The 15359-nt window shown below is 35.7% G+C and carries 12 protein-coding genes, 1 rRNA gene and 2 pseudogenes; 9 read left to right on the forward strand and 6 right to left on the reverse strand.

Translation table 11 applies throughout. The annotated features are described in order from the left end of the window. A partial coding sequence (locus I2F62_RS12240; protein ID WP_324627278.1) for a hypothetical protein occupies positions 1-232 on the forward strand: 232 nt, incomplete at its 5' end. Positions 233-253: 21 nt separating this feature from the next. Next, complete coding sequence (gene gmtX, locus I2F62_RS12245; RefSeq protein WP_324627279.1) at positions 254-889, forward strand: gamma-mobile-trio protein GmtX; 636 nt, start codon at positions 254-256, stop codon at positions 887-889. On the opposite strand, the gene I2F62_RS12250 is transcribed toward gmtX, so the two are convergent. Further along, entirely contained in the window at positions 890-1483 is a 594-nt protein-coding gene (locus I2F62_RS12250) for a recombinase family protein (RefSeq protein WP_324627280.1), read from the reverse strand. Positions 1484-1673: 190 nt separating this feature from the next. Here I2F62_RS12250 and I2F62_RS12255 point away from each other — a divergent pair, with 190 nt between their 5' ends. Next, positions 1674-4778: an SIR2 family protein gene (locus tag I2F62_RS12255; RefSeq protein ID WP_324627281.1), complete on the forward strand. Its 3105-nt coding sequence runs from the start codon at positions 1674-1676 to the stop codon at positions 4776-4778. A gap of 380 nt (positions 4779-5158) precedes the next feature. On the opposite strand, the pseudogene I2F62_RS13240 reads toward I2F62_RS12255, so the two are convergent. The 3 genes and pseudogenes from I2F62_RS13240 to ilvD form a co-directional block, all read right to left on the reverse strand. Continuing rightward, a pseudogene (locus tag I2F62_RS13240) lies at positions 5159-5350 on the reverse strand (hypothetical protein); the annotation flags it as partial. 68 nt (positions 5351-5418) lie between these two features. Further along, positions 5419-6463 (reverse strand): annotated as a pseudogene (locus I2F62_RS12260) (hypothetical protein); the annotation flags it as partial. A gap of 311 nt (positions 6464-6774) precedes the next feature. After that, positions 6775-8604, reverse strand: coding sequence for a dihydroxy-acid dehydratase (gene ilvD, locus I2F62_RS12265; RefSeq protein WP_324627283.1), 1830 nt, complete (start codon positions 8602-8604; stop codon positions 6775-6777). A gap of 455 nt (positions 8605-9059) precedes the next feature. Here ilvD and fmt point away from each other — a divergent pair, with 455 nt between their 5' ends. Both fmt and rsmB read left to right on the forward strand, forming a co-directional pair. Beyond that, positions 9060-10019 (forward strand): methionyl-tRNA formyltransferase, encoded by a 960-nt coding sequence (fmt, locus tag I2F62_RS12270; RefSeq protein WP_324627284.1) that lies wholly within the window; start codon positions 9060-9062, stop codon positions 10017-10019. Then, on the forward strand, positions 10019-11305 hold the full coding sequence (gene rsmB, locus I2F62_RS12275) for a 16S rRNA (cytosine(967)-C(5))-methyltransferase RsmB (protein ID WP_324627290.1): 1287 nt from the start codon (positions 10019-10021) through the stop codon (positions 11303-11305). The genes fmt and rsmB overlap by 1 nt, the downstream gene beginning before the upstream one ends. Positions 11306-11364: 59 nt before the next feature. On the opposite strand, the gene I2F62_RS12280 is transcribed toward rsmB, so the two are convergent. Further along, the gene (locus I2F62_RS12280; RefSeq protein WP_324627285.1) at positions 11365-11982 is read right to left on the reverse strand and encodes a helix-turn-helix domain-containing protein; all 618 of its coding nucleotides are present in this window, start codon (positions 11980-11982) and stop codon (positions 11365-11367) included. A 644-nt stretch (positions 11983-12626) separates the two neighbouring features. Here I2F62_RS12280 and I2F62_RS12285 point away from each other — a divergent pair. From I2F62_RS12285 to I2F62_RS12300, 4 genes are all read left to right on the forward strand, one after another. Continuing rightward, positions 12627-12986 carry a roadblock/LC7 domain-containing protein gene (locus I2F62_RS12285; RefSeq protein ID WP_324627286.1) on the forward strand — a complete coding sequence of 120 codons (360 nt, stop codon included), beginning with the start codon at positions 12627-12629 and terminating at the stop codon, positions 12984-12986. A 137-nt stretch (positions 12987-13123) separates the two neighbouring features. Then, positions 13124-14095, forward strand: coding sequence for a hypothetical protein (locus I2F62_RS12290; RefSeq protein ID WP_324627287.1), 972 nt, complete (start codon positions 13124-13126; stop codon positions 14093-14095). 15 nt (positions 14096-14110) lie between these two features. Then, positions 14111-14641 (forward strand): GTP-binding protein, encoded by a 531-nt coding sequence (locus I2F62_RS12295; protein ID WP_324627288.1) that lies wholly within the window; start codon positions 14111-14113, stop codon positions 14639-14641. 26 nt (positions 14642-14667) lie between these two features. Further along, complete coding sequence (locus I2F62_RS12300; protein WP_324627289.1) at positions 14668-15087, forward strand: roadblock/LC7 domain-containing protein; 420 nt, start codon at positions 14668-14670, stop codon at positions 15085-15087. Between the two features lie 122 nt (positions 15088-15209). Here the strand turns inward: I2F62_RS12300 and rrf are convergent. Beyond that, positions 15210-15324 (reverse strand): 5S ribosomal RNA (gene rrf, locus I2F62_RS12305). Positions 15325-15359: the final 35 nt, after the last annotated feature.

A 15359-nucleotide genomic window follows, 5' to 3' on the forward strand; every position in this document is an offset into this window, starting at 1 on the left:
GCTTAGGGCTAATCAACAAGACCCCATTCTTTTATATTTATCTGAAGAGGAACAATTGAAAGTTGGAAATCAAATTATGATTTTAATTGAAAATAGAGTTGGGTCATTTGAGGGTGCAATCAGATTCATCGAGAGTCAAGGTAAATTGTCAGAAATCAATCTTCTTGATATTCAAAGGCTAGCACTCGTTTCAACTAGTCCTAAACATATTCAAATTAAAACTATTTCATAATTACACTAGAGACTATTTGCTATGGAAATAGAGCAGTTTTTTGAAAATCTTATGAATGATGCTAGTTCAAGAAAACAAGCATCACTACGTATTATTAATAATATATGCAATGAGCAAATATTAAGAAATAGCCCTGACTTTTCTATAGCAACCATTGGGAAAATTTCCAAATTGCAAGGTGGTCCTTCTGAACAAGCAATAAGAAACAAAAATGGTGAAGCCTATCGCTTACTCATAACCGCTTGGTCTAATAAATCTAAACAGAAGAATAAGTCCATTTCTAAACCCGATAATTTTGACCTTTTACAACATATCCAAAATCCATCTATCCGCGCCGAAGTCGGCTTACTGCTCGCTGAAATTAAGCAACTTCGAGGCGAAAATAGAATACTCAAAGCCTTAAACAAAGATAAAATTATTATTGATCGCAGTATGCATATTGATAATCACACTACTTCTAATATTGAATTCATACCTAATTTCACGTTAGCTACAGCCGAAAAACATGCTTTACATCAAGCTATAAATCCTCAAATTATTGAAGACAACGGTTGGTCAATTCAAAAAAATGGTTCTATCTTAAATGAAAACGGTCGAAAGATTTTCGAAGCCTATTTTGTTTCAGCTATCAAAAAAGTCCTAGATTCTGATCATTAATCATTGTTTGATAACCCTATAAACTGTAGCAACACCGCAGCCAACGGCTTTGGCTATTTCTTCTTTTGTTAAACCTTTATTATTGAGTTCTTTGATTCGTGCATGTTTAGCTATATCTGCCTTCTTACCTGTAGGCTTATATCCACTTCTTTCTAAACCTTGCTTAATTCGCTCTCTACGCTTGTCGTTATCTAATCGAGCCATTGTCGCTAACAAATCAATCAGCATATTATTGACAAGGCTGAGAATTGAGCTAGTGATGTTATCGGCTGAATTGACAAGCATATGTGTAGTAGGTAAATCAGCAACTACTAGTTTTAAGCCCTTATCCTTAATACGCCCTTTCAACACTTCAAAGTCATTTTGTGAAAGTCGAGATAGGCGGTCTACACTTTCAACTAATAAAGTATCACCATTAGATGAGTCATCAAGGAGTTTATTTAGAATGGGTCTATCAAGCTTTGTGCCCGATTCATTTTCTATATACTCATTAACGTCACCTTTAATGGATAAGGCAAAGTTTTTAAGATCAGCTAGTGCCCTTTCTGCATCTTGATCTTTAGTACTTGCTCGAACATAAATTCTAGTTGTCATTTATCATTTAACCATCAAAGAGCAACATTAACGACAATACTATCATTAAATCTTAATAAATAGTCTTATGATAGTCAAATTATCACTTAATCTGACTCTATTTAGGGTATAGTTAAACGATAATTTTTAAAGTTGAGTACTTAGAATAATTTCTAAAAGTGCGCTTACAATAGATTTTTATGAGGCAATGATGGATTACACCGAGAAACAAATCTTACAAGGAAAAGCAGTATTATTTTTGGGTGCAGGTGCCTCTTATAATTGTACTGACCGCGAAAAAAAAAGAATAGGCTTTACTGGTAATGAGTTATTACAAAAAATAAATGAAGAGTTTCTTGGCAATACCCCTAATCATCTTACATTAGATTTTGCTTCTACTATGGCTATACAGAAAGCTGGTAGGGAGAATTTTGATCTTTTTATCAAAGAATTAGTTTGTGACTTTGATCCAACAAATGAACATCAACTTTTATCTGAGTTTAAATGGAAGGCTATTTTTACAACTAATTATGATGAAGCAATCGAAAAAGCTTATAGAGAAAATAAGTCAGCATTGCAAAAAATAGAAAAAATTATTAGTGACAATGATTCACTGCAAAAAGTAGTAGTGAATCCTGATAAGTTACCAATTGTAAAAATACATGGATGTATTTCTAGACCTAATGACGCAAGAACTCCTTTAGTTATATCTTGTAGTGATTATCGAAGACACCAAGAAAATAGGTCTAGTCTTTATCAGTATTTAAAAGAATGTTTAACTAGCGATTTAGTCATTTTTTATGGTTATGGTTTAGGTGACAATAATATTGTAGGTATTTTAGATGATTTAGAAAAAGAAGGTGTTAATCGTACTCGTCACATATGGTTAGATCCATTTATGGATGAAATGTATAAAGATTATTGGGAATCTAAAAATCTCTTATGTAAAGTTAATAATTTATATGATTTTTTAAGTGAAATAAAAAGCAAACAAGATTCGAATATATTGTCATTAAATAATTTTTTAAAGAATGATTCTGTTATTTCTAAACTGATTCCATCTAATGATAGACCATCTAATGAATTAGAAACATATCTGTTAAAACAACTTCTATATGTTGAAATGACTGATGAAATAAAAAGAGAATCTGATAATTATAATAATGAGATTTTCTATAGAGGAAATGCTCATGGATTTAGCTGGATTGCTAAAAATTTAGACTTTCAAAGAGCTATTGAAAGAACCTTAGAAGTTGAATTATTTGAAAATTTTGAAATATCGAATCAATTATTTAATTTTTTAATAATTAATGGTTATGCAGGTAGTGGTAAAAGTGTTCTATTAAAGAGATTAGCATGGAATGGGGTTTCTAAGTTTAATGGTAACTGTTTCTATCTTAGTGAGGGGGCTACCTTAAATACAAAATTAATATTTGAACTAATTAAATTAATTAAAGATCCAATAATATTATTTGTTGATAATATTTTAGAGCATATGACAGAAATATTGGAGATTAAGAATTTTTCAATTAAAGATTGCTCTAAGATTCTAATTGTTGGAGCTGCTAGAACCAATGAATGGAATAACAGTGAAAATATTTTAGATAAGCTAAATCCAAACTTTTTCAGCTTAAGAGATTTAAATGATTTTGAAGTTAAAAATTTAGTAAACAAATTAAAAGAATTTAAAGCAGAAGGAAGTTTAAAAGAATTAAGTGATATAGATAAGTATAAATTCATTAAAGAAAAAAGTAATAATCAACTTTTGGTGACATTGTTGGAAGCTACTCATTATGGTCAAGAATTTTCAGAGATTATTAAAGATGAATATGAAGGAATTTATGATAGAGCAGCAAAGGATCTTTATTTAAGTATTTGCTGTTTTCATCGACACGGTCTTGAGCTAAGAGCGGGAATGATCAAGAGGCTTAGTGGTATCAATTTTGAACAATTTAAAGAAAAGTTTCTGCAACCTTTAGAACTATTAGTTACGAGCTATTATAGTTATAGGGTAAATGATATTGTATATACAACTAGACATTCCTATATAGCACAACATGTTTTCAAGCAAGCCTTTCTTTCAGAAATGGATAAAGCTCAACAATTAATAAAAATAATAAGATACTTAAATATTGGCTTTGATACAGATTCAAAAGCTTTAGATTTTATTCTAAAAGGAAGAATACTAGCTGAAGAGTTTAATGATAAAGACTTAGCTCATTCTATCTTCAATATCGCTCAAGATATTGGTGTTAACAACGCATTTATATTACACCAAAGAGCTATTTTTGAGATCAATCACCAAAATCCAAACTATGAACTAGCTTTAGATTATTTGAAACGTATCAATGGTAGTGATGGCTATTATGATATGCGTACAGTAGAGCATACGAAAGCAAATGCCTATAGAAAGATTGCACTTAATTCATCATCTAAACAAGATAAAATAAAGTATAGAAATTTAAGTTTGAAATTGTTAAATGACAACATTAGAACATCCAATAGAACATCGATGCCTTATCATACGAAAGGATTAGTTTTACTTGATGAAATTAAAGACTGTGATAATGAAAATGATCTTGTAGATATTATTAAAGATTTTGAAAATAATTTATCTGCTGGATTTAAGAAATTTCCTTATGATGAAAGTCTTACTGTCCTTGAACATGATTTTTCAGATGAAATAGACAACTCACCTAGAGCAATTGAAAAGATCAAAGAGGCTTTAAGAAAAAATAGTGATAATATTTATATTGTTCAAAGGTATGCAAAATTCTATATAAAAAAGAATGATTTTGTAGAAGCTAGAACATGTATGCTAAATTTTCTGAGAAATGATGTTAATAATCGTGCTATTAATTATTTGATGGCTTATTCCTATATTAAAGAAAATGAAAATTTATATTTTCAAAATGCTATAAAATATTTAAAAAAATGTTACTCACCTAGAGATTCTAACTATGAGCCTAAATTTTTACATGCTTGTCTTGAATATATATATCAAAGCGAAGAAAAAGCTTTAAAAATATTTATGGATCTAAATCAATCAAATGTAAGCCCAAAGATTAAGAATAAACCTACACATATGATTCGAGATTCTGAAGGGAATGAAAGATTTTTTGATGCTGTAATTGTAACTATTAACGATCAGTTTGGGTTCGTAAAAACATCCAAATATACTGAAAATATTTATGTACACAAATCTACCATATCTGATGAAGAAGATTGGGAGGCATTAAGACCTGGTGATCCTCTAAAAATTTCTATTTGGTTTAGCTTTAGAGGTCCTAGAGCTAAGACAGCTATCATATTGTGATTTCAAAAATGTTCTTATAGAGCACATTATTTTGAGAAACACCACATAAATTTTATTAATTCTATAAATTAAAGGTAGTTAAAAAATTGTAGTGCGCAGGATAGCTTACTACAATAAGAAACTAAACCATGCTGGATGTGTGGTGATATATAATCAAAAAATAGTTTAATTAATTCAAATTCTTACTATTTTTGATTATATATTCACTAAGTACTTCTTTATTACTTTCATACATTAAATTTAACCAAATATTGGTTTAATTATATGATTTCACTAGGTATATCTTTATTACTTTCATACATTTAAACCACGATTTGATTTGATTCAACACCTGCCCAATACATTGCGCAGGTGTTTTTTATTGCAAGCAATGTCTAGATTTAAGCTTTGCTTTGCTGCATTTCTGCGTTTTCGGCTTGTGTTTGTTGTTCTAGAATATGATTCAAAATACTTTCAATCATCCACACGCGGTACAAACTATTAAACACATAGGTTTGACCATCGACGCGTAGTTCTAAAACTGGAAATTCAGGCTGATGCTTGCTTCGGCATTGCTCATCATTGCGTTCTAAAATCGGCAAAATGGCATTGTCGGTTAAGCTTTCAAGTTCAAGTGCGGCTTGAACTTCACGCAAATGCGGCAAATAGGATAAATCTTTACCTTCACTCCAAACCGCCTTTAACACCTCATACATAACATCGACTTGCCGATCTTCGGTCACACTGTAAAAAAGCCGTGCAATATTTGTGACTGCTTCTTCAGTTGGGCGACAAAATGGGGTAAAGGCAACTTGCGTCCGTTTAGACAAGCGAGTCGCTAACGACCAATCAAACTCATCGCGGCCGTGGTAAGTTAAGGGATAGACACGCAATTGAATATTATAATAATTGGCTAAATTCTCTTTAATATACGCCAACAATAACCAGCTAATGGGATCTTCTAAGGCAATATATAAATCTAACTCGGGATGTAAGGCATGAATTTCTGCCAACTCTTCGGCATCATTAATTAAATGTTCTCGCCATTCAATATGATTAATTAAGAAAATTGGAATGCCCGTTAGTAATTTTTGTCGGCGCAAGCGGCGTGTTAAACGCAACAATCCATCTACCGCCTGATATTTTCGTTCTGCAATCTCAAAATAACTGGCTGCCACAGGCGCATCGTTAAAAATCCGTTCAGGATATTGCTGTGGCTGTTGTTGCTGACTGGCCATTACATACAGCGTGCGCAATTTGCCATATTGCTGCTGCCATAACATATGAAACACATCTTCTAATAAATATAAAAAGCGTTCATCGCGTAATGGGGTATTTTTTAAGATGACTTCCGCCTGAGCCAACGCTTCAGCACTGGGTAATTCAGGTTGTTCATCGTAACCAAAACGGTGCTGCTTCGCCAAAATTTTGGCATCGTTTAAACAATAATGCTGCCATTCTTCGGCAGTCATGCCATTGGGTGGCTCAACCGACTGTTTCGAGATAATCACTTTCAGCGGTTTTAATTCGTCGCTTAAAATTTCGTTCAACTGTGGCAATTGCTGTACGGCAAGGTAACTATACACATCATCTAAACGTAGATAAATGCTGAGCCCTTGCTCTGTAGCCAAGACCTCTTGCCGCGATGGTGTTTGATAAAACCACCTCGATCGAATCGGATCAACCCAGCGACGAAATACGGACATGCCTACAGCCTCTTAACGATGAATTTCCCACGAATATTGTAGCTTGAATCAAACCTAAATCATAAATGATACAGCGCGTGGCTCAATGCATTGCACACGCATGCATGTATGAATTTTCATGATACAGCACTGAAATTTTTTTGAAGCTATAAGTTTAACAAATTTTCACTCCGACTCACGGAGTTTTTCGTGTTGTTTTCAAACCGGCTCGCGCTTTTTGCGTTTTTATTAAAGCGTGTATTACTGCCGAAATAAAAAATGCACCGCTATTTTAGCAATAGCAGTGCATTTTTTAGCGCTAAATTTAACGATTAAACAATACGTACCGCGCCTTTGGCTGCGCTGGTGGTATGTTGTGCATAAATTTTTAACGATTTAGACACTTTACGTTTACGCTCTTCTTGTGGATGCCAGCCTTTTTCATCCTGCGCTTTGCGGCGTGCAGCTAAAGTTTCTTCATCTACTTTTAAATGCATACCACGGTTTGGAATATCAATTTCGATAATATCGCCATCTTCAACCAAGCCAATTGCACCGCCTTCGGCCGCTTCCGGTGAAATATGTCCAATCGACAAGCCTGATGAACCACCAGAGAAGCGACCATCGGTAATTAAGGCACAGTCTTTACCTAAACCTTTCGATTTTAAATAACTGGTTGGATACAGCATTTCTTGCATACCCGGCCCGCCACGCGGCCCTTCGTAGCGAATAACAACAATATCGCCGGCTTTAATTCCGTTGCCTAAAATTGCCTCTACCGCAGTGTCTTGGCTTTCAAAGACGCGCGCTGTACCCGTAAAGGTTAAAATCGATTCATCCACCCCAGCGGTTTTAACAATACAGCCATCTAAAGCGATATTACCGAACAACACCGCCAAACCACCATCTTTAGAAAAAGCATGCTCGGCACTGCGAATCACACCTGTTTCGCGGTTGCCATCTAAGGTTGAATAATGACGGTTTTGTGAGAATGCGACTTGGGTCGGCACGCCGCCCGGGGATGAGCGATAAAATTCGTATACATCTGAGGCTTCGGTGCAAATAATATCCCATTTTTGAATGGCATCTTTTAAGGTTTTTTCATGTACCGTGCTAACCGATGTATCAAGTAAATTGGCACGTTCAAGCTCGCCTAAAATGGCCATAATTCCGCCTGCGCGGTGCACATCTTCCATATGCACATCTTGTTTGGCCGGTGCAACTTTACACAGTACTGGCACATGACGTGACAATTGGTCGATGTCGTTCATGGTGAAATCGACTTCGGCTTCATGCGCAGCGGCCAATAAATGTAATACCGTATTGGTTGATCCACCCATCGCCACATCTAAGGTCATGGCATTTTTAAACGCAGACTTTGTTGCAATCGAACGCGGTAAAATGCTGCTGTCGTTTTGTTCGTAATAGCGTTTGGCCAATTCAACAATCAGTTGACCGGCTTTTAAGAATAAGTTTTTACGGTTGGCATGGGTTGCGACAATCGAACCATTGCCCGGTAAAGATAAGCCCAGTGCTTCGGTTAAACAGTTCATCGAGTTTGCCGTGAACATCCCTGAACATGAACCACAGGTTGGACAAGCAGAGCGCTCAAAGTCTTTGACTTCTTCGTCAGTATAACTGTCGTCAGCGGCAACAATCATGGCATCAACCAAGTCAATGGCTTTTTCATCGCCACGGAATTTCACCTTACCGGCTTCCATTGGGCCGCCCGACACAAAAACTACTGGAATATTTAAGCGCATTGCCGCCATTAACATTCCCGGAGTGATTTTGTCGCAGTTTGAAATACACACCATGGCATCGGCACAATGCGCATTGACCATATATTCAACCGAATCTGCAATTAAGTCGCGTGAAGGCAGCGAATACAACATGCCATCGTGACCCATAGCAATACCGTCATCCACCGCAATGGTATTAAATTCTTTCGCCACACCACCTGCGGCTTCAATTTCACGCGCAACCAGTTGTCCTAGGTCTTTTAGATGAACATGTCCGGGAACAAATTGTGTAAATGAGTTGACCACCGCAATAATCGGTTTTCCAAAGTCTTCATCTTTCATTCCTGTTGCACGCCATAAACCACGTGCGCCAGCCATATTTCTTCCATGTGTCGATGTTTTTGAACGATAGTCAGGCATTTGCGTTTCCAACAAGTTGTGCTCGAGGTGAAAAATTCACTCTGGCTAAAAATAAAATCGGGCGTATTAAAACAATAGCAATCCATTCCACAATGTCTTGGTCATTTTAATGCGGTGCTTTAAGACAAGTGGTGTCGGCTGATGAAAACACCCACTTTAGCGCCTCTTTTTTGCGTCAAAGGGCAAAATATACAGATGGCCAATCTTACAGCAGCTATGCTTCATTCTATAGAAGCAATTGCACTTCGGAAAGCCACGAATTTGCATAGATTGACAATATTGGCAAAACTTACATGAATAATTTTTTCATTTTTTATAACTTTTTTTTATTATTTATACTTTTTGGATAATTTTTTTTCATTCTAAATTGCAAGCCTAAAGCGATGCACGATCAGACTTAGAGCTTCGAATCATTTTCACGTATAATCAGCCTAAACTGACTTTGGATTGCATGTGTGAAAATTATTTTTGCGGGCACCCCTGAATTTGCAGCCGCCGCTTTAGCTGCCTTATTAGACACACCGCATGAAATTGTTGCGGTTTATACTCAACCTGACCGCAAAGCCGGTCGTGGACAAAAACTCACCCCATCTGCGGTGAAACAATTGGCCTTAGCGCACAATCTGCCGGTGTATCAACCATTACATTTTAAATCGACTAGCGAAGAAGGCTTAGCCGCACAACAAGAACTTGCCGCACTGAATGCCGATGTAATGGTGGTGGCCGCCTACGGTTTAATTTTACCGCAAGCTGTGCTTGATCTGCCTAAATTTGGTTGCTTAAACATTCATGGTTCATTGTTACCGCGTTGGCGTGGGGCAGCACCCATCCAACGGGCGATTGCAACGGGCGATCAAGAAACTGGCATCACCATTATGAAAATGGCCGCCGGTTTAGACACGGGCGATATGATGTATAAAACCCTATGCCCAATTACAGCACAAGACAGTTCGGCAACCTTGCACGATAAACTTGCCACACAAGGTGCAGAGGCCATTGCCAAGGTGCTTGAGTCGGAACAAAGCTTGCAGCACTATTTGGAACATCGTGAAGTCCAAGACGATGCACTTGCGGTTTATGCACACAAATTAAGCAAAGCAGAAGCACAAATTGATTGGTCACTGTCAGCAAAACAGCTCGATTTAAATATTCGTGCTTTTAACCCGTGGCCGGTTGCCTTCTTTACTTTAGCGGAACAGCAAAATGTGCGTGTATGGCAAGCCGAAGTTTCAACGCAAGCAGCGCCACACGCCAATATCGGCCAAGTGATTGCAATAGATCAACAAGGCGTACATATTGCCTGTGGCGAACACAGCGCGATTTGCCTGACACAATTACAATGGCCGGGTGGTAAACCGCTGAATACACAACAAATTTTACAATCGCAGAAACTGCAACTTGGGCAAATTTTATGATGCATCCATCTATGAACCTTCGTGCCCATGTGGTTAAAACCTTGCTGTCGGTACAGCAAGGTCAGTCTTTATCGACCATTTTGCATCAGCAATTAAACCAAGTTGCCCCGAAAGATCGGGCGTTATTTCACGAATTGGTGCTGGGGACGTTACGCCAATGGTTTGGGCTAAAGGCATTAACTTTGCCGTTGCTCACCAAACCGCTAGATAACCCAAGCGTAGAAACCTGCTTATATGTTGGTTTATATCAAATTTTATGCACGCGCATTGCACCGCACGCGGCCATTTCTGAAACGGTGGATGCCACCAAACAAGTCGGCTTTCCTGCCCTAAGTGGCGTAGTGAATGCTATTTTGCGCCGTGCAACCCGTGAAACATCAGAATTTCAAGAAATTCTAAATCAAGCACACGGTCTGCCAAGTTGGTTGTATAAACGCTTAAAAAAAGATTGGCCTGCCGAAGTAGATACTTTGTGCCAACGCTTAAAACAAAGTTCAGGCATTACCTTACGCGTCAATCAACGTAAAATTGCACGAGATGCCTACTTAAGCAAACTACAGCATGCCAATATTCAAGCGGTTGCTTGCCAATATTCAGATGCTGGTATATTACTGAAACAAGCAGTACAGATTACTGAATTAATTGGATTTTTTGAAGGTTGGTTTTCCGTACAAGACCAACATGCGCAGCTTTGTGCCAGTTTAGTCCCCAATTTAGATGGAAAAACGGTGATTGATGCCTGCGCTGCACCGGGCGGTAAAACCGCGCATTTACTGGAAAAATTTAAACCAGAATTATTAATTGCACTCGATCAGGATGAAAAACGCCTTGAACGCGTCAAAGAAAATTTAAAGCGTTTGGATTTAAACTCAGAACAGGTACACATCGTTACAGCGGATGCCAGTACATGGCAGGCAGAACAACGTGTCGATTGTATTGTACTAGATGCGCCCTGTTCAGCAATTGGCGTCATCAAGCGCCATCCAGATATTCGCTTACTGCGCCAAAGTACCGATATTGCCGAAACGGTTGCGCTACAAAAACAAATTTTGCAGCAGATGTGGCAACAATTAAAAATCGGTGGCACATTGCTTTATATCACCTGCTCCATTTTAAAAGCTGAAAATGAACAGCAAATGGTCGATTTCTTTGCCCAGCACCCAAATGCCAAAGAAGAGAAAATTGAAGCCGAATGGGGCATTGCTCAACAATATGGTCGACAATTATTGCCACTTGATGAGCAAGGCGATGGTTTTTATTATTGTAAAATCCAAAAAATAGCGTAAATATACGCAAATTTTCCTGCTAAAAGTCAAAAGCTGATGTTTACATCAGCTTTGTGCACTTAAGCATCGGCAAAATTTAATTCTGCCCGACTTGGAATGGTTAAGGCTTGATGGGTATACAATTGTATTAACTTTTCGCGCGAACCAATCGAACGCTGATAATAACTCGAATTCAACAATAAACATCCACCATAAGTTAACGACCAAATATAAGATAAATAATCACGAATCGAAATATTGGACTGAAATTGGTCTAAATACGCTTTCGTCATGTCTTTAATACATAAAATACGTTGCTGACGAATCTCATATAAAGTATTAAATAAAGCCTTTAAACCCGACTCAGTCATGGTTAAATTTTCTTCAATTTGGTGCAAAATGATCGTTTTTTCAGGTGCTTCTAAATGAAACAACATATAAGCAACCGCATAATCTTTAAAATTATCGCCAGATTGTTCAGAAATTTCTAAAATTTTACGTTCATTTTGAATAATTAACTCTAATAACAGTTCATTTTTTGACTTAAAATGCTTATATAACGTCCCTTTAGCAATATCGAGTTCCTTCGCTAAATCATCCAAGGTCATACTTTGGTAATTTTCAAGCAACAACTCTTCGGAGACTTCTAAAATTTTTTTATAGCGCGCTAAAAACTGCTCCTGGCGATTAGATGTCATTTTCATCTCCTCATTATGCTTCGTCTTACAATAAACTTATTTTGGTACAGCAGTCATTTTTTATAGCTATCCTAACAAGATGATGTCATAGACATTGCTGAAATTGAATAAAAATTTAGTAAAATATTACCGTTAAAATTCATTTTAAAATTTAAAAAAAGAAACATAAGGCTACTCGAACATCATTTGCAACCAAGCTATATGCTTTTTAGTTGTATTCTCAATGGATGTTAGAATCAGACTATCAACAGCATAATTGGAAATATTTCAAATAAAATAGTTTATTTTAAATCTTTCATGATAGCGGATAATCGATCAGAATAGCATCAGCATACTTTTTGAAACACAATCACATTTTTAAACAATAATTAAAAAAATCTCCGAATTTCTTTATATTTTTGAAAAAACTTGATGAAAATTAAATGTAAAATACATCACAAAAAATAAAATAAACACAAAAAAATGCATTTATTGCTAAATAACTTCATTCTTTTGATTAATTTCAATACTTTTTTAAATGATTTTTTATTGATTTAATCCAAATTCATTCTAGAATGAGATTAATCTATGACGTCTCTTCTGAATAATATTAACGCATAGATTAACAAAAAACTCTTTATAACTTACAAAAAGCAGGTACACCAATGGCAAAACTCACATTAGATGCTCTAACAACTATTGATGGTTTTAATGCAGCAGCATTAGTTGATTTAGAAAGTGGCTTGGCCTTAGCAACACAAGGTGGTGGTAATATTGATTTAGAATTAGCAGCGGCTGGAAATACCGAGGTTCTTCGTGCGAAACGTCGCGTTGCAAATTCTTTGAACTTAAATGATGATATTGAAGATATTCTAATTACTTTAGGCAAACAATATCACCTGATCCGCCCATTAGAAAGTAACAGAAATATTTTCCTTTATCTCGTACTCGATCGTTCTAAATCAAATTTAGCGATGGCGCGACACGAGTTAAAAAGTTTTGAACGAGGTCTAGATTTCTCATAGTCAGTCAATAGAGCTCTTTTCAACACTTATTCTGATAAGAGCTCTAAATTATACTGTAAAAAATAAATAGTTATAAAAATATTAGCAAAAAAATGAAAACCAATAATTCATTCAAAAAATTAAATACGAGGTAAGATATGAATGATATTAATATTGCAATCTCAGGACTTAGCTTACAATCTTCAAACGAACTCAAATCAGCGTTAAGACTTAATATTCCGAATAATTATGTACTCCACTGGATTAATATTGCTGATCCAAATATCGATTTACTTGTTATTAATGAATCTTTTTTTGATACTAGTAATATTCAGAGGATTTTAGGGAAAAAAAACTGCCCTTTTCTAAAAATTACCAAAAAAAATAATATGTATGGCAATATTCATGACGATACACTTTGTTTACCACTCAATAATCGCTTTGACCCATTAAAAGATTGGATTGAACGTACTATTCTGTCCAAATTTACAAAAAAAATAATCCCTAATGTAAATATTGAAAAACAACAGCCGACAGCACCAACCACAATAAATCTAAATACTTTTAAAAATATGTATCATGCAGAAAATACACGTTTACATTTATTCGATGATACTGGAACATTAGCGATTATTGATTTACGTCGAAAAATAGCTTGGGCAATTTCAGAAAATAATCAGATAAAAATTAATCAGAACTTTCGATATGAACTCGCTAAAATGAATGATATAGCCAAAGTATCTAGAAAGCATGAATATTTATTAGATGATTGGATCTGGAATCTTATTTGGCGCTCACCTGAATTGAATTACCTAGGCCATGAAATTGAATACTATCAACTTGATCACTGGCCTCAACCATTTACTAAAACTGATCAAAAGCTCATTTTTCAACTTAGTGCAAGTTTCATACATGGGGCATCTTTACATGAAATAGCACAAAAATTTGATCTGCCTTTAGCAACCGTACAACAGTTTATTGCTGCTTCAATGGCCTCCAATAATGGAAAGCAAATTCCACACAAACCAATCCAACATGCTAAAAGTGAAACAAAAAAAGTGGAAGCTCAAGTAGAACAAAGCTTTTTAAATAGTTTTTTTGGAAAATTACGTCGTCGCTTCGGTTTATAATTAAAGGTAATTAAAATGATCTTACAACAACATAAGATTGTCTTTGCAGGCAGTATGGGGGCTGGAAAAACAGAGGCAATTCGATCACTCTCTGAAATTCCTGTACTTGCAACAGAAGCATTTAATACTGACTGTCACTCTCATAATAAATTAGAAACCACTGTTGGGATCGATTATGGTGAAATTACTTTAGATGATGATATTAAAATTGGTTTATATGGAACACCAGGACAAAGTCGTTTTGACTTTATTTGGTCAATCATCTGTGAGGGTGCTATTGGTCTTGTAATCTTAATTGACCATTCTTTAACAAGCTCATTAAATGAACTTGAAACATATATTAATAATTTCAAAGAACATAATGAAAATATAGTTATTGGTATTACTCATACTGACGAGAATCCTGATCAACCTTTGCATATTTATCGAGAATGGCTAAGCAAAAAACAATATAAATACCCATTATTCTTTATTGATGCGCGTGTACCAGATGATATCTTACTTATGATTGAAGCATTGATTACCACAATTGAAGTCAAATATTAATCTACAACCCCACACAGGCTTATATTATGCTTACCCTTACAGATCAAAAACGTAGTGCACCAGCTGAGTTGATCCAGATTGCAAAACAAGAAATCCAATATATTATTAATAATGTAACTGGAATTGACTTTATTATGCTCTGTTCTACAGATGGCTTTGAACTTACAACTATTACTAAAAAGAATCATTATAATACAAGCAAATTAGCTGCAGTTAGTAGCTCTATTCTTGCAATGGTAAGTGCATTTTTAAAAGAAATCCAACTTATAGGATGCCAAAGTATTACCTTAGATGCTGAAAATGGTAAAGCTATTTTAACAGCAGTACCTAGTCCACAACATCCAATGGTGATTGTTACTCTAAGCTCTAAAGATATTTTACTAGGTCAATTACTATATAGCTTAAAAAAAGCCAGTAAAAATATCAGTCAAGCCGATATTAACTAAACGTCTCACTTCATTATTTATGCTCATGAATTCTAAAATTTACGAGCATTTATTTAAAACAACATTTTATACCCATAAAAAAACACCCTCTGCTTTATTAAGCGGAGGGTGTTTGAATAATGAGCTGGCGATGACTTACTCTCACATGGGTAACCCCACACTACCATCAGCGCTAAGAGGTTTCACTTCTGAGTTCGGGAAGGGATCAGGTGGTTCACTCTTGCTATTGTCGCCAGCACAACTTGGATGCTTACTCGTTAGGTCTTATTGGG

The organism is Acinetobacter sp. MD2(2019), from assembly GCF_035615615.1.
Lineage (GTDB): Bacteria > Pseudomonadota > Gammaproteobacteria > Pseudomonadales > Moraxellaceae > Acinetobacter.

What these genes read in the sequence shown, in the direction of transcription:
- gmtX (WP_324627279.1), top strand. Translation starts at nt 254, where the DNA reads ATGGAAATAGAGCAGTTTTTTGAAAATCTTATGAATGATGCTAGTTCA.
- I2F62_RS12250 (WP_324627280.1), bottom strand. Translation starts at nt 1,483, where the DNA reads ATGACAACTAGAATTTATGTTCGAGCAAGTACTAAAGATCAAGATGCA.
- I2F62_RS12285 (WP_324627286.1), top strand. Translation starts at nt 12,627, where the DNA reads ATGGCAAAACTCACATTAGATGCTCTAACAACTATTGATGGTTTTAAT.
- I2F62_RS12255 (WP_324627281.1), top strand. Translation starts at nt 1,674, where the DNA reads ATGGATTACACCGAGAAACAAATCTTACAAGGAAAAGCAGTATTATTT.
- I2F62_RS12290 (WP_324627287.1), top strand. Translation starts at nt 13,124, where the DNA reads ATGAATGATATTAATATTGCAATCTCAGGACTTAGCTTACAATCTTCA.
- I2F62_RS12300 (WP_324627289.1), top strand. Translation starts at nt 14,668, where the DNA reads ATGCTTACCCTTACAGATCAAAAACGTAGTGCACCAGCTGAGTTGATC.
- I2F62_RS12280 (WP_324627285.1), bottom strand. Translation starts at nt 11,982, where the DNA reads ATGACATCTAATCGCCAGGAGCAGTTTTTAGCGCGCTATAAAAAAATT.
- rsmB (WP_324627290.1), top strand. Translation starts at nt 10,019, where the DNA reads ATGCATCCATCTATGAACCTTCGTGCCCATGTGGTTAAAACCTTGCTG.
- ilvD (WP_324627283.1), bottom strand. Translation starts at nt 8,604, where the DNA reads ATGCCTGACTATCGTTCAAAAACATCGACACATGGAAGAAATATGGCT.
- I2F62_RS12295 (WP_324627288.1), top strand. Translation starts at nt 14,111, where the DNA reads ATGATCTTACAACAACATAAGATTGTCTTTGCAGGCAGTATGGGGGCT.